Source organism: Angustibacter sp. McL0619, from assembly GCF_049994355.1.
In the GTDB taxonomy this organism is placed as follows: Bacteria; Actinomycetota; Actinomycetes; order Actinomycetales; family Angustibacteraceae; genus Angustibacter.
The window spans coordinates 4,586,921-4,600,108 of the sequence record NZ_CP188257.1 but is presented as its reverse complement, the minus strand read 5'-3'; the positions used below and the strand labels follow the sequence as shown (position 1 = coordinate 4,600,108).

At 73.2% G+C, this 13,188-nt stretch carries 13 protein-coding genes; 7 read left to right on the top strand and 6 right to left on the bottom strand.

Translation table 11 applies throughout. The annotated features are described in order from the left end of the window. Positions 1 to 39: 39 nt before the first annotated feature. Positions 40 to 327: a WhiB family transcriptional regulator gene (locus ACPPVT_RS21600; RefSeq protein ID WP_426567231.1), complete on the top strand. Its 288-nt coding sequence runs from the start codon at positions 40 to 42 to the stop codon at positions 325 to 327. A 91-nt stretch (positions 328 to 418) separates the two neighbouring features. Here the strand turns inward: ACPPVT_RS21600 and ACPPVT_RS21595 are convergent, their stop codons facing one another. The 4 genes from ACPPVT_RS21595 to ACPPVT_RS21580 form a co-directional block, all read right to left on the bottom strand. Continuing rightward, positions 419 to 1,573, bottom strand: coding sequence for an ArsA family ATPase (locus ACPPVT_RS21595; RefSeq protein WP_426563968.1), 1,155 nt, complete (start codon positions 1,571 to 1,573; stop codon positions 419 to 421). After that, positions 1,570 to 2,601 (bottom strand): ArsA-related P-loop ATPase, encoded by a 1,032-nt coding sequence (locus ACPPVT_RS21590; protein WP_426563966.1) that lies wholly within the window; start codon positions 2,599 to 2,601, stop codon positions 1,570 to 1,572. Before ACPPVT_RS21590 ends, ACPPVT_RS21595 begins: the two co-directional genes overlap by 4 nt. Positions 2,602 to 2,666: 65 nt before the next feature. Then, positions 2,667 to 3,476: an alpha/beta hydrolase family protein gene (locus tag ACPPVT_RS21585; RefSeq protein WP_426563964.1), complete on the bottom strand. Its 810-nt coding sequence runs from the start codon at positions 3,474 to 3,476 to the stop codon at positions 2,667 to 2,669. A 20-nt stretch (positions 3,477 to 3,496) separates the two neighbouring features. After that, on the bottom strand, positions 3,497 to 5,698 hold the full coding sequence (locus ACPPVT_RS21580) for an alpha/beta-hydrolase family protein (protein ID WP_426563962.1): 2,202 nt from the start codon (positions 5,696 to 5,698) through the stop codon (positions 3,497 to 3,499). 71 nt (positions 5,699 to 5,769) lie between these two features. Between ACPPVT_RS21580 and ACPPVT_RS21575 the strand changes: the two genes are divergently transcribed. The 6 genes from ACPPVT_RS21575 to ACPPVT_RS21550 all read left to right on the top strand — a co-directional run bounded on the left by ACPPVT_RS21575 (position 5,770) and on the right by ACPPVT_RS21550 (position 10,243). Beyond that, positions 5,770 to 7,080: a sensor histidine kinase gene (locus tag ACPPVT_RS21575; RefSeq protein WP_426563960.1), complete on the top strand. Its 1,311-nt coding sequence runs from the start codon at positions 5,770 to 5,772 to the stop codon at positions 7,078 to 7,080. A 38-nt stretch (positions 7,081 to 7,118) separates the two neighbouring features. Then, a complete protein-coding gene (locus tag ACPPVT_RS21570; RefSeq protein ID WP_426567230.1) occupies positions 7,119 to 7,748 on the top strand; it encodes a response regulator in 630 nt (209 codons plus the stop codon). 126 nt (positions 7,749 to 7,874) lie between these two features. Then, entirely contained in the window at positions 7,875 to 8,030 is a 156-nt protein-coding gene (locus ACPPVT_RS21565; protein ID WP_426563958.1) for a DUF4177 domain-containing protein, read from the top strand. After that, positions 8,027 to 8,509 (top strand): RidA family protein, encoded by a 483-nt coding sequence (locus ACPPVT_RS21560; protein WP_426563956.1) that lies wholly within the window; start codon positions 8,027 to 8,029, stop codon positions 8,507 to 8,509. Before ACPPVT_RS21565 ends, ACPPVT_RS21560 begins: the two co-directional genes overlap by 4 nt. A 4-nt stretch (positions 8,510 to 8,513) precedes the next feature. After that, positions 8,514 to 9,431 (top strand): NUDIX hydrolase, encoded by a 918-nt coding sequence (locus ACPPVT_RS21555; RefSeq protein ID WP_426563954.1) that lies wholly within the window; start codon positions 8,514 to 8,516, stop codon positions 9,429 to 9,431. Continuing rightward, positions 9,428 to 10,243, top strand: coding sequence for an MBL fold metallo-hydrolase (locus ACPPVT_RS21550; RefSeq protein WP_426563951.1), 816 nt, complete (start codon positions 9,428 to 9,430; stop codon positions 10,241 to 10,243). Before ACPPVT_RS21555 ends, ACPPVT_RS21550 begins: the two co-directional genes overlap by 4 nt. Here the strand turns inward: ACPPVT_RS21550 and ACPPVT_RS21545 are convergent. Both ACPPVT_RS21545 and ACPPVT_RS21540 read right to left on the bottom strand, forming a co-directional pair. Next, positions 10,227 to 11,144 (bottom strand): ABC transporter substrate-binding protein, encoded by a 918-nt coding sequence (locus ACPPVT_RS21545; protein ID WP_426563949.1) that lies wholly within the window; start codon positions 11,142 to 11,144, stop codon positions 10,227 to 10,229. The genes ACPPVT_RS21550 and ACPPVT_RS21545 overlap by 17 nt on opposite strands. After that, a complete protein-coding gene (locus ACPPVT_RS21540; RefSeq protein WP_426563947.1) occupies positions 11,141 to 13,132 on the bottom strand; it encodes a putative bifunctional diguanylate cyclase/phosphodiesterase in 1,992 nt (663 codons plus the stop codon). The genes ACPPVT_RS21545 and ACPPVT_RS21540 overlap by 4 nt, the downstream gene beginning before the upstream one ends. Between the last annotated feature and the right edge of the window lie 56 nt (positions 13,133 to 13,188).

The window sequence follows — 13,188 nt, the reverse complement described above, 5'->3', positions numbered from 1 at the left end:
GAGACGATCAGCAGTCAGGTCTGGGAGCGCGACTGGGCAATGCGCGGTTCGTGCAGCCAGGTCAACCCGGACGACCTCTTCGTGCAAGGGGCGGAGCAGAACCGGGCCAAGGCCGTGTGCATGGGGTGCGTCGTGCGCACCGAGTGCCTCGCCGACGCGCTGGACAACCGCACCGAGTTCGGCGTCTGGGGCGGAATGACCGAGCGCGAGCGCCGGGCCCTGCTCAAGAAGCGCCCGAACGTCCAGTCCTGGCGGCGGCTGCTCGAGACCGCCCGCGCCGAGCACCTGAGCAGCGGCGGGGCGGACGTGGACGTGCTCGCCGTCTGAGCGCACCACCGAGACCAGAGCACTGGGGCAACTGACGGACTCGGATGCCCCCATTTCTCTTGTTTGGGGGCAGCCGCCGGCGCATGCACGCTCAGCCGGCCAGGTCGGCGCCGATCTCGCGCAGCCCGGGCAGGTCGTGCACGTCCTGCGCCCTGGCTCGCACCCGGCGGACTGGCACGAGCCGGTGCGCGCCGGTGAACCGCTCGGTGATCAGCACCTCGCGCTCGGCCACCCGGACGCGCTCGGCGTGCAGCCGCAGCAGCTGCTCGGTCAGCGGGTTGCCGGTCTGCTCGGCCAGCGTCTCGGCCGCGGCCAGCGCGCGTTCGGCGGACGGCGCCGACGGGTCCAGGTCGTGCACCCGGTTGAGCACCAGTCCGGCCAGGGGCATGTCGTCGCGGGCCAGCCGCTCCACGAAGTAGGCGGCCTCGCGCAAGGCATCGCGCTCGGGGGCCGCGACCACCAGGAACGCCGTGCCGTCGTCCTGCAACAGCTTGTACGTCGCGTCCGCTCGCTCTCGGAAGCCACCGAACATGGAGTCCAGCGCGACGACGAAGGTCTGTACGTCTTTGAGCACCTGGGCGCCGATCACCTTGGTCAGCGCACCGGTCACGGCGGTCATGCCGGCCGAGAAGGCCCTCAGGTACGCCCGCCCCCCGGCCTTGGCCGGTGCGGACAGCAGGCGGATGAACCGGCCGTCCAGGAACGAGCCCAGTCGCGCCGGTGCGTCCAGGAAGTCCAGCGCCGAGCGGGACGGGGGTGTGTCCACCACGACCAGGTCCCAGCTGCCGTCCCGGTCGGCCTGGGCACGCAGCTGGCCCAGCTTCTCCATCGCCATGTACTCCTGAGTGCCCGCGAACGAGCTGGACAGCGCCTGGTAGAAGGGGTTCGCCAGGATCTGCTCGGCCTTGTCCGGAGTGGAGTGCGCCACGACGATTTCGTCGAAGGTGCGCTTCATATCGAGCATCATCGCGTCGAGCCGCCCGCCGGCCGAGAGGTCGACGCCGGCCACCTCCCGCGGGGTGTTGTCCAGCTCGACCAGCCCCATCGACTGCGCCAGCCGCCGTGCCGGGTCGATGGTCAGCACGACCACCCGACGCCCCTGCTCGGCGGCGCGCAGGCCGAGCGCGGCGGCCGTGGTGGTCTTGCCGACGCCGCCCGAGCCGCAGCACACCACGATCCGGGTGCCGGGGTCGGCGAGCAGGGCGTCAACGTCCAGGACAGCGCCGACCCGCTCCCGGGGGGTCATGCCATCCCCTGCTCGCGCAGCTGCTCGGCCAGCCGGTAGAGCGACCCGACGTCGATCAGCTCGCTGCGCGCGGGAAGCTCGTAGACCGGACGGTCCAGCGCGTCGATCTCGGCGCGCTCGCGCTGCTCCAGCAGGACGCGCTGGGCGTGCTCGGTGGCCTCGTGAAGGAGGGTCACGGCGTCGGCGGTGCCGTGCGGCAGCCGGGCCGCCTTCAGGCCGCGCACGACCTCGGCCCGGCTCAGCCTGCCCTTGGCGGCGGTAGCCAGCCGCCCGGCGGGCAGGATCGGCTCGCGCACCTGGTTCAGCACGATGCCGCCGACCGGCAGACCCACCTCGTGCAGCGAGGCGACCCCGTCCAGCGTCTCCTGGACCGGCATCTCCTCCAGCAGGGTCACCAGGTGCACAGCAGTCTGCGGCGAGCGGAGCAGCGTGGTGATCGAGTCCGCCTGCTTGCGGATCGGGCCGACCCGGGCCAGCCCGGCGACCTCCGAGTTCACGTCCAGGAAACGGGTGATCCGCCCGGTCGCCGGCGCGTCCAGCACCACGGCGTCGTACTGGGGGCGGCCACCGCTGCGCCGCCGGACTGCCTCGTAGACCTTGCCGGTGAGCAGCACGTCCCGCACGCCCGGCGCGATCGTGGTGGCGAAGTCGATGGCCCCGAACCGTTCCAGCAGTCCGCCGGCCCGGCCCAGCTTGTAGAACATCTGCAGGTACTCCATCAGCGCGGCCTTGGGATCGACGGCCAGCGAGTAGACGTCGCCGCCGTCCAGCCCGGCGGCGATCCGCGCCTCGGCGTACCCGGGCTGCGGCACGTCGAACAGCTGCGAGATGCCCTGCCGTTCCTCGACCTCGGCCAGCAGCACCCGCTTGCCGTGGTCGGCCAGTGCGAGCGCCAGCGCCGCCGCGACCGTGGTCTTGCCGGTGCCGCCCTTGCCGGTCACCACGTGCAGCCGGACGCCGTCCCAGTCGCGCTCGCGGACGTCGTCCGCCACGGGAGCGGGGGTCGCGGCGGGGACGGGTGGCACCACGGCAGGCTACCCAGCGGTAGCGGGGTCCGGCTCACCGAGTTCGCCCGATCGCTGCGCCCTGCCGGTCAGGACGCGAGCGTGCGCACCGCGTCCAACACCTGCGGCCAGGCGCCGGAGAAGGGGTCGATCGGCGCGAAGTGCCCCACACCGGGTAGCACGACGAGCCGCTGCCCGGTGGCCGCGCAGTACGACCGGCTGAGCTCGAGCGGGACGATGCCGTCCCGGTCGCCGTGCACGGCCACGACCGGGATCGCGGGTGCGCCGAGTCGGGTCGGGTCGCTGGCCGCGTACCGCTCGGGCGCCTGGTCGCGGCTGCCGCCGAGCAGGGCGTGCACGGCAGGACCGTCCGGCCCGTCGTCCAGCCGGAGTGCGTCGGCCAGCGCGAGGTCGAGCACGCCGGACAGGCTCACGGCGCCAACCACCCCGGGATAGCTGCGGGTCGCGGCCCACGCTGCCAACTGGCCGCCGGCGCTGTGGCCGAGCAGCACGGTGCGCGTGACGTCGACGGCTCGGCGCTCCTGCTGGGCGGCGGCCGCGACCAGGCCGGGCACCGTGCGTAGCGCGGCGTCGACGTCCTCGAACGTGCCGGGCCAGCCGCCGCCCTCCTGGCCGGTCCTGCGGTACTCGATGGCGGAAACGGCGAACCCGGCCGCGGCCAGGCCAGCGCACTGCGGTCCGGTGTGGCTGCGGTCGTACTCGCTGCGCCAGAAGCCGCCGTGCACCACGACGACCAGCGCCGCCGCGGGCGTGTCACCCACCGGCCAGCGGACGTCGGCGAGGTGCTCGGCGAGCGGGCCGTAGCGGACCTGCAGGTCAGGCGGTGGCGCCGGACGGTCCAGCACGTCGCGGTCGTCGCCGCCCGGGTGTGTGCTCACCGGCCCATCCTGACGCACGATCAGCCGACGGTTGCCACCGCGCCGACCGCGTCGCGGACCTCGTCCAGGCGGTCCGTCGGTGGGCTGCCGGGGGCCGCGGGGTGTGCGGCGGCCTGCCAGCCGTCGACCATCTCCCGGCTGTACCGGTGGCCGTAGCCGTCCGGCGTCCAGTACGCGGAGACCAGGTCGGCGACGCCTTGCCAGACGCTGACGCCGGGCACCCAGGGGCGGTGCCAGGCCGCCGTGTCGTGCACGGCCAGGCCAGGTGACCAGGCAGCCACCGGGTCGTCGCGGTGCAACAGCACCTGCTGCGTCGCGGAGCCGGCCGCCACCCGCTGCGCCCGCGCCCGGGCCGGGCCGGGGACGCCCACCCAGAGCCCGCCGTCGGTCTGCTGAACCGGTGCGTGCAGCCCGGCCAAGGCGCCGAGCGACTCGCCGAAGACCAGCAGCTGCGGGCGGTGTCCGGCCGGCCGGGCGTCGATCTGCGCGCGGACCGCCTCGACCAGGGCGGACGCGCTGCGCTGCCCGTTCCCGGTGCCGCGCAGATACGCCACCCAGCTCGGCACGTCGTCGTACTGCACGGCGACGGTCGCGATGTCGCCGCCGTACAGGTACTCCGCCGACCCCACGGCGGCCGGGTCGACCCATCCCGAACCGGTCGGGACGACGAGCAGCACCGCCGCGCGGTCGAACCCGCCGGCCACTTCGAGGGCATGGACGGCGAGCGCTGCCTGCCGCTGTGGTCCGGCCCCACTCAGGCCGACGTAGCGCCGGATCGGTTGCAGCGCAGGGCGACCGGTCACCACACCGATCTCGCTCGCGGTAAGAGCGTGCCGGACGAACTGCAGCCCCTTGACGCCCAAGTTGGGCGTCAAGGTCTGCGCAGGCGCCGCGGACGCGGTCCCCGCTCCGGCCAGCGACGCGGCCACCGCGAACGCCGGAGCGACGAGTGCCGTCCGCAGCCGGCGGGAACGGCGCAGCGACACCACCAGCCGGCGGGCCGCGCGGTAACCGATGACCAGGGCGGCGAGGACGGCGACCGCGAGCCCGGCCGCCGACGCGGTGGCCAACGGCGGCGGCGCGGGCTCGCCCATGGCTGTCAGCAGGGCGGTGCTACGCAGCTGCCCAGCCGCCACGCCGGCCGCTACGGCGGCCAGGCACCCGCCGGCCAATGCCGTGCGCAGCCGCCCAGCCGTGGCCCAGTCCGGCCGCGGCAGACGCCGGGCCACGACGTGGAGCGGACGCCTGAGCAGGCGGCGGCCGATGCCGGCGGCGGCGGCCAGCTGGAGGACGACGACGGCCGACACCAGTGCCTGCACCAGTAGCGGCCGCGGCAGGATGGTGGGGACCAGCGAAAGGCCCAGACCGATGCAGCCAGCCACCACGGGGGCGTCGACCCGGTCGCGCACGGCGCTGGCAGCACGAACGACCGCCTGCGCGGCGACGCGACGAAGCCGCCGCCACCACGCCACGGCCAGCACCACGGCCCCGGCGACGGCTGCCAGCGACCAGCTCGTCGACGTCTCGATCGCGGGGACCCGGTAGAGCTGGCGCACCGAGTTCACCGCGACGGCACCCGCGTAGACATCGGCCGCGGCGTCGCACCCGGCCGAGCTGCACCGTCCGTGCAGGTGGCGCAGGAACGCGCCGTCCACCGCCGCCCGCGCCCAACCGCCCAGCGGGTGTCCGATGCGGTCCGCGTACCGCAGCAGGTCGTAGCCCAGGTCGTGCTGGCGGCACGCCGCCGCGAAGTCGTACCTGGTCGCACCGAACGGCGACGAGCAGCTGCCACTGCGGCGCTCCAGCACGTCGCGCCCACCATCGAGGACGACCACGGGGCGGTAGCCCATCACGCGGGCGAAGTCGTTGGGCAGCAACGCATCCACCAGCTGCGGTTCGGCGTCCGAGGTGAGCGCGCGCAGTGCCGGGGCGACGTCGCTCGAGCCGGTCGTCCGGCCGGTCGAGCGCGGGCCGGCCCAGGCCGGTGCCCCGCTGACCGCGAAGAACACCAGCACCGCGCCCAGCAGGGCGAGCACCGAGTGCCCCAGCCGCCGACCCGGTCCGTGAGAGCTGCGAACGCCCATCACCGTCGTCCCCTCGTCCGTGGCGAGCCGGGTGGCCCGCGTCCGGCGGGACGCTAGGAGCGAGGTGTGCGTGGGGGCGTCGTGCTGAAGAGCCAGATCCGGTGTGCTGCTGCGGTTTCGGGTCGTCTCCGGGGTCACCCTGCGGTACCGGGTGGGAGATACCCCTCAGGTATGACGACCGGCGGGCGAGCAGCCAATACGGTGACTGGGTGAGACTGCACAGACCGCATCCGTGGCGCCGCCTGCGGAGCATCCACCCGCTGCGACGGGTTCGTCGGCTGCCCGCCGCCACGGCGGAGGGGTGGCGACAGGTGGAGTCGACCTTGCTGCGGTGGAGCGAGCCGAACACCGTGAGCCTGGACCCGCGTCGCCGGCTGCGGCTCACCCTGGCGGTCTGGACCATCGCGGTCGTGCTGTCGTTCATCGCGTTCGGTTCCAGCGGTGAGGTGTACGACGTCGACCAGCTCGGGTACGGGCTGATGCCGTTCGTCGGGGCGCTGGCCGGGCTGCCGTTCGCGCTCATCCTGACCCGGCCCACGCTGGGGCTGCTGGTCAGCGAGGTGTCGGCCTTCGCGCTGGCGATCTTCCTGCCGATCAGCGACTCCGACCCGTGGATGTGGCTCACGGTGCAGTCGTTGGTGATCTTCGCGCTGCTGTTCGCGGTCAGCCTGCGCGAGCCGATGCGCCGGGTGGTCGGGGCGTGGGCGGCCACGGTCGTGCTGTTCGCGTGGGGCTCGACGCCGGACATCCGGACCGGCTGGATGGTCGGCGTCTCGATCATCGTGGTGGTCGGCCTGCTGATCGGGCGGCTGGCCAAGACCAACCGGGCGCTGTCCCGGCAGACCGAGGTGAGCTCGGCCGAGATGGAGCGGCGGCTGGTGCTCGAGGAGCGCGCCCGGATCGCCCGCGACCTGCACGACATCGTGGCGCACCACATGTCGCTGGTCGTGGTGCAGGCCGAGACCGCGGGCTACCGGCACCCGGACCTGAACGACAGCGCGCGGACCGAGCTGGAGTCGATCAGCTCGTCGGCGCGGGCGGCGCTCGCCGAGACCCGGGCCCTGCTCGCCGTGCTGCGCAACGAGGACGACGAGGCCGAGCACGCTCCGCAACCGGGTCTGGGTCAGCTCACCGAGCTGGTCGAGGGCGCCCGCCGGGCCGGCCAGCGGGTGATGGTCGACGTCCGGCTGGATGGGGACGAGCTGCGGCCGGGCACGTCGCTGGCTGCTTACCGGATCGTCCAGGAGTCGCTCGCCAACGCCGCCCGGCACGCCCCGGGCGCGACGGTCCGGCTGGTCGTCGAGCAGGACGGCGAGGCGTTGCGGGTCGCCGTGCTCAACGCGGCCCCGTCGGACGGGGCGCCGACAGCCGTGCTGACCGAGGCGGAGGGCGACGTCCCCGGACACGGCATCATCGGGATGCGCGAGCGCGCGGTCGCCGAGGGCGGTTCGCTGGAGGCCGCGCCCGAGACGGACGGCGGGTTCGCCGTCCGGGCCGTTCTGCCGTTGGGGGCTTCGTGAGCGACGCGATCCGGGTGGTCGTGGTCGACGACCAGGCGATGGTGCGTCAGGGGTTCGCGGCGCTGCTGGACGCCCAGGACGGCATCACGGTGGCTGGGGACGCCGCAGACGGCGAGCAGGCGGTGCGGGCGGTGCGCACGCACGACCCGGACGTCGTGCTGATGGACATCCGGATGCCGGTGCTGGACGGCATCGAGGCGACCCGGCGGATCATGGCCATGCCGGGCGATCGGCACCCGAAGGTGCTGGTGCTGACGACCTTCGACCTGGACGACTACGTGTTCGAGGCGTTGCGGGCCGGCGCCAGCGGGTTCCTGCTCAAGGACGCCCGGGCCGACGAGCTGGTCCAGGCGGTGCGGGTGGTGGCGGCCGGCGACGGGCTGCTCGCGCCGACCGTGACCCGCCGGCTCATCGAGGAGTTCGCCCGCCGGCCGGCGAGCAGCTCGGCACGTCCGGCCCGGTTGAACGTGCTGACCCCGCGGGAGACGGAGGTGCTCGAGCTCATCGCAGGGGGGCTGTCCAACGGCGAGATCGCCAGCAGGTTGGTGCTCGCCGAACAGACCGTCAAGACGCACGTGGGGCGGATCCTGACCAAGCTCGACCTGCGCGACCGCGCGCAGGCCGTCGTGCTGGCCTACGAGTCCGGCCTGGTCCGCCCGTCGTCCTGACGCGCCCTCTCGACCCGGCACTTGTGACGCGCTCTGGGGGTCTCACGCGGTCCTGAGACCCCGATAACCCATCACGAGTGGCAGGGGAGTGGGCGTGCGGAGGCGCGATGGTGGAGACTGCGGGCCATGGCCAAGTGGGAGTACGCGACCGTTCCGCTCATCGTGCACGCGACCAAGCAGATCCTCGACCAGTGGGGTGAGGACGGCTGGGAGCTCGTGCAGGTTGTCACCGGCGAACAGGGCAACCTGGTCGCCTACCTGAAGCGGGAGACAGCACGATGAGCGAGGGCAGGGGTGCGGTCGAGACTCGGCTCGCCGAGCTCGGGCTGACGGTCCCGGACGTCGCGCCGCCCGTCGCGGTGTACGTCCCCGCGGTCCGTGACGGCGCCCTGGTCTGGACGTCGGGTCAGCTGCCGATGGTGGGTGGCCAGCTCGTCGCCACCGGCAAGGTCGGCGAGGGCGATGGGCTGGTCTCGCCGGAGCAGGCCAAGGACCTCGCCCGCACCTGCGCGCTGAACGCGCTGGCGGCGGTGAAGTCCGCGATCGGTGACCTCGACCAGGTCGAACGGGTTGTCAAGGTCGTCGGCTTCGTAGCCAGCGACCCCGCCTTCACCGGCCAGCCCGGTGTCGTCAACGGGGCCAGCGAGCTGCTCGGGCAGGCCTTCGGCGATGCCGGGGTGCACGCCCGCAGCGCGGTCGGTGTTTCCGTGCTGCCGCTCGACGCCCCGGTCGAGGTGGAGATCACCGTCCGGGTGCGCTGACCCGATGCGGCGCACCTTCGCGCTGACCTCGCGGATCGCCGACCACGCGGTCGCCTTCGTGGACGGCGGTAACCCCCTGGGCGCTTCCGGCGGCAGGGGCAGCGACAGCGGCAGTGGTGAGCCGGCCGTACCGCGCCAGGCCTCCACCGTGGTGCTGGTGCGCGACGGCGACAGCGGCCCACAGGCGTTCGTGATGCGCCGCCAGGCGACGATGGCGTTCGCCGCCCGCCAGCACGTCTTCCCCGGCGGCGGCGTCGACCTGCGCGACTGCGACCCCGACGTCCCCTGGGGTGGCCCGCCGCTGCCCACCTGGGCCGAGCGGCTCGGGGTCGAGGAGCCCGGCGCCGCGGGGCTGGTCTGCGCCGCCGTGCGCGAGCTGTTCGAGGAGTGTGGCGTGCTGCTTGCCGGCGCTGGCCCGCAGGACGTCGTCGCCGACCTGAGCGACCAGAGCTGGGAGGTCGACCGGCTCGCACTGCTGGATCGCAGCCTGGCCCTGTCCGAGCTTCTGCAGCGCCGCGGGCTCATCTTGCGAACCGACCTGCTGACCGCCTGGAGCCGTTGGTGCACACCGGTCTTCGAGCCGCGCCGGTATGACACCTGGTTCTTCGTGGCTGCGCTGCCGACCGGGCAGCTGGCCCGCGAGGTGGGCGGTGAGGCCGACCACGCCGAGTGGCTGGATGCGAGCGCCGCGGCGATCGGCGGCGCCGATGGCTCGCTGGCCATGATGCCGCCCACGATCGTGACTCTGGAGGAGGTCGCCGACCACCCGGACGTCGCGTCCCTGTTGCGCTGCAGGCGATCCGTGCGTCAGGTGATGCCGTGGCTGGTCCGTGCGCCGGACAGTCTCAGCATCCAGGTGGACATCGACGGCGACGGCGGCGGGCAGCCCGGCCCGCCGTCCGGCCTGGAGGACCTGCGGTGAGTGGCCTGGCCGGCACGCCGGTGGGCGACTGGCACGGCGGGCAGTCCACCAGGACCGCCCGTTGCGTGCTGGCCCCCAATCCCTCGCCGATGACCCTGGACGGCACGAACACCTGGGTGCTGCACGAACCGGGCGCCAGCGCTGCGCTCGTGATCGATCCCGGGCCGGCCGACGAGGGTCACCTGGCCGCGGTCGTCGACGCGGTCGAGTCGCTCGGGGCGCGGGTCGAGCGGATCCTGCTGACGCACGGCCACCTGGACCACAGCGAAGGTGCCGGCCGGCTGGCCGAGCTCACCGGTGCGCCGGTGCTCGCGCTGGATCCGTTGCAGCGTCTGGGTTCCGAGGGGCTGGCCGAAGGCGACATCGTCCGAGCCGACAGCCTCGTGCTCCAGGTGGTCGCAACGCCCGGGCACACCAGCGACTCGCTCTCGTTCGTGCTGCCCGCGGACGGCGCCGTGCTGACCGGTGACACCGTGCTCGGTCGTGGCACGACGGTCGTCGCGCACCCGGACGGACGGCTGGCCGACTACCTGGAGTCGTTGCAGCGACTGGGATCCCTGGCCGATGGCGGGGCGTTCGACACCGTCCTGCCCGGCCACGGTCCGGTACTGACGGACGCGGCGTCCGTCGTCCAGGCCTACCTGGCCCACCGGCGTACGCGGCTCGACCAGGTGCGCGCCGCCGTCGAGGCGGGTGACACGACGCCCCGGCAGGTGGTCGAGCGGGTCTACGCGGACGTCGACCGTGCCGTCTGGCCCGCCGCTGAGCTGTCCGTGCGGGCGCAGCTGGAGTACCTCAGGAGCCGGAGTTGACCGTCACGTCGTCCACCGCACCGGCTGAGACGCCCCAGTGGTCGAGGATCCGCTTGTAGGTGCCGTCGTGGTCCAGTGCCGAAAGCGCGCCGGCGAGTGCGTCCCGGATGGCCGGTTGCGACTTGTTGACGGCCACGCCGTACTGGCCCGGCTCGTACTGGGTGGTCGAGGCGAGCTGGTAGTGCGCCTTGGTGCGCGCGTCCGTGGTGAGGAAGGCCGCGGGAGCGAAGTCGTTGAGCACCGCGTTAGCGCGGCCGGTTCGCAGCTGCACCAGGGCGTCCGAGTTCGTCGGGTACGTGGCCAGCTTGATCGGGTTGGTGCCGCAGTTCGGCTGCGCTCGGCGCACGAGGTCCACCTGGATGGTGCCTTGCTCGAGCGCGACCGTCTTGCCGCACAGGTCGGCCAGGTCGGAGATCGCCGAGGGGTTGCCGCGCTGCACCAGGATCGAGGTGCCCGCGCTGAGGTAGTTCACGAAGTCGACCTGCTTCTCGCGCTCGGCCGTGTCCGTCATGGCCGCGATCCCGACGTCGATCACCCCGTCGCGGACCTGAGGCAGGATCGAGCTGAACTCCATGTGCACGAACTCGAGCTTGATGCCCAGCACCCGGCCCAGCGCCGCACCGAGGTCGGGCTCCATGCCCACGATGGTGCGACCGTCCGGCCCGAACGACGACATCGGCGGGTAGGCCGCGTCGGTGCCGACGCGCAGCACGCCGGTCTGTAGCACCCGCTCCGGCAGCAGCCCGCGCAAGGTTTTGTCGAGGGTCGGGCTTGCGGCCGGGGCTCTGGCTGCGTCGGTGCGCTCGACGGTGCCGCAGGCGCTGGCGCCGAGCGCAACCAGGGTGGCGCCGACGGTCAGCGCGACGGCCGCCCTCAGGCGCGACCTCACGGGGTTCTTCATCTGCCGGTCCTCTGCTCCGTGCCGGCGGGGGAGACCGCCGCAAGATCCTCTGGGTTGCGGGGGGTGAGCGCGTCGGCGACGTCCGTCCACGGCGCCGGCCGCATCCACAGGTAGCCCTGGGCGCGGTCGCAGCCGGCATCTGCCAGCCAGTCGGCGACGTCCTGCGTCTCGACGCCCTCGGCGGTCACCTTGAAGCCGAGGCTGTGCCCGAGCCCGATCACCGAGCCGACGATCGCGCGGTCCTGCGCGCTGTCGGACAGACCGGCCACGAACGTGCGGTCGATCTTCACCTCGGAAACGGCGAGGCTGCGAAGCTGGGACAGGCTGGTGTACCCGATGCCGAAGTCGTCGACCGAGATCGACAGCCCCTGCCAGGCGAGCGCCTCGACGACCTCTGCGGCCGCGTCGGCATCGAAGGCCAGCGCGGTCTCGGTGACCTCCAGGTGCAGGCGGTCGGTCGGCGCACCAGCCTCGGCGACCAGGCTCGCGACCGTGCGGGCGAAGTCCAGCGAGCTCAGGTTGCGGGCCGAGACGTTGACCGCGACGGTCCAGTCGAAGCCACGGGCCGTCCACTCGCTGAGGTCCTTCAGCGCGCGGCGCAGCACCCAGTTGGTGAGCGGCTCGATCAGCTCCGAGCGCTCGGCCACCGGGAGGAACTCCGACGGCGGCAGCAGCCCGCGCTCGGGGTGCTGCCAGCGGACCAGCGCCTCGACGCCGTGCACCTCGCCGGACTCCAGCTCGTACTTCGGCTGGTAGTAGAGAACCAGCTCGTCGCGCTCCAGCGCCTGCCGCAGCTCGGCCTGGACGACGAGCGAGTGGGTCGGGTGGGACCCGGCGTCCGGCTCGTAGACGACGACGCCCGTGGGGCCGTGCTTGCCCTGGTACATCGCCGAGTCGGCGTGCTGCAGCAGCGCCTCGAGGTTGTCGGCGTCGTCGGGGTAGAAGCAGACGCCGAAGCTGGCCACGACGTGCAGGGACACCGAGCCGAGCACGATCTCGCGGGCGAGCTGCTCGCGGAGCCGGCCGAGCAGCGCGACGGTCTGCTCGCGGTCCACGTTGCCCGGCAGCACCAGGCCGAACTCGTCACCGCCGAGGCGGGCGACGGTGTCGTCGGTGCGCAGCAGGTCGCGCAGCCGCTCGGCGACGACCCTCAGCAGCTCGTCGCCGGCGTGGTGGCCGAGGGTGTCGTTGACTTCCTTGAAGTGGTCCAGGTCCATCAGCACGAGCGCGCCCCCGTCGCCGCGGCGACCCTTGGCCAGCGCGGACTCGGCGCTGCGCCGGAAGAACTCGCGGTTCGGCAGCCCGGTCAGGGTGTCGTGCAGTGCCTGGTGCTCGTGCGCGGCAGCGTTGCGGCGCAGCGCGCGGGTCGTCCACCAGGAGATCAGGGCGAGCACGCCGTACAGCACGACCAGGCCGGCGCCGACCCGCCAGATCGTGCGGCGGGTGTCCGCCTGAACGCTCTTCGCGATCTGCTCGTAGGGCAGGTAGACCTCCAGGACGCCGGTCGCCTGCCCGCTCGCTGCGGCGACGATCGGCTGCAGCACGCGCACGGTGACGCCGGCTGCCTGCCGTGAGTCCTCGACCAGGCGGACGTCGGTGTGTCCGCTCGCCGCGCGCTGGAAGGCGCGGTCATCGACCGGGACACCGCCGTCCAGGCTGCCGTCGTCGGAGAAGGACACCGCGCCGGAGAAGCTGCGCAGCCGCAGCCGGGCGACCGAGCCGTTGAAGATCGCGAGGTCGGTGGCCGCCCGCAGCCGGGCCCGCTCGGCGTCGTTCAGGCCCTTGGACAGGTCGGCGCCGCTCAGCGCCGGGGCGATGGCCATCTCCTCGATGACCGCTGCCTGGGCCTGGCCCTGGGCACGGCCGCGGGCGTTGCCCTGGTCCTGGTACCCGTGCAGCAGGACGGCGCCGAGCACGGCGACCGGCACGAGACTGGCGACTGCGTAGACGACGAAGAGGCGCGAACCAGCCCGGAGACGCCTTCCCATCTGCATGACCTGCCTATCGGCAGGGCCCTGAGGGACATGAACGATCGTTGGACACG

What these genes read in the sequence shown, in the direction of transcription:
- ACPPVT_RS21565 (WP_426563958.1), top strand. Translation starts at nt 7,875, where the DNA reads ATGGCCAAGTGGGAGTACGCGACCGTTCCGCTCATCGTGCACGCGACC.
- ACPPVT_RS21545 (WP_426563949.1), bottom strand. Translation starts at nt 11,144, where the DNA reads ATGAAGAACCCCGTGAGGTCGCGCCTGAGGGCGGCCGTCGCGCTGACC.
- ACPPVT_RS21560 (WP_426563956.1), top strand. Translation starts at nt 8,027, where the DNA reads ATGAGCGAGGGCAGGGGTGCGGTCGAGACTCGGCTCGCCGAGCTCGGG.
- ACPPVT_RS21555 (WP_426563954.1), top strand. Translation starts at nt 8,514, where the DNA reads ATGCGGCGCACCTTCGCGCTGACCTCGCGGATCGCCGACCACGCGGTC.
- ACPPVT_RS21595 (WP_426563968.1), bottom strand. Translation starts at nt 1,573, where the DNA reads ATGACCCCCCGGGAGCGGGTCGGCGCTGTCCTGGACGTTGACGCCCTG.
- ACPPVT_RS21540 (WP_426563947.1), bottom strand. Translation starts at nt 13,132, where the DNA reads ATGGGAAGGCGTCTCCGGGCTGGTTCGCGCCTCTTCGTCGTCTACGCA.
- ACPPVT_RS21600 (WP_426567231.1), top strand. Translation starts at nt 40, where the DNA reads ATGCGCGGTTCGTGCAGCCAGGTCAACCCGGACGACCTCTTCGTGCAA.
- ACPPVT_RS21570 (WP_426567230.1), top strand. Translation starts at nt 7,119, where the DNA reads ATGGTGCGTCAGGGGTTCGCGGCGCTGCTGGACGCCCAGGACGGCATC.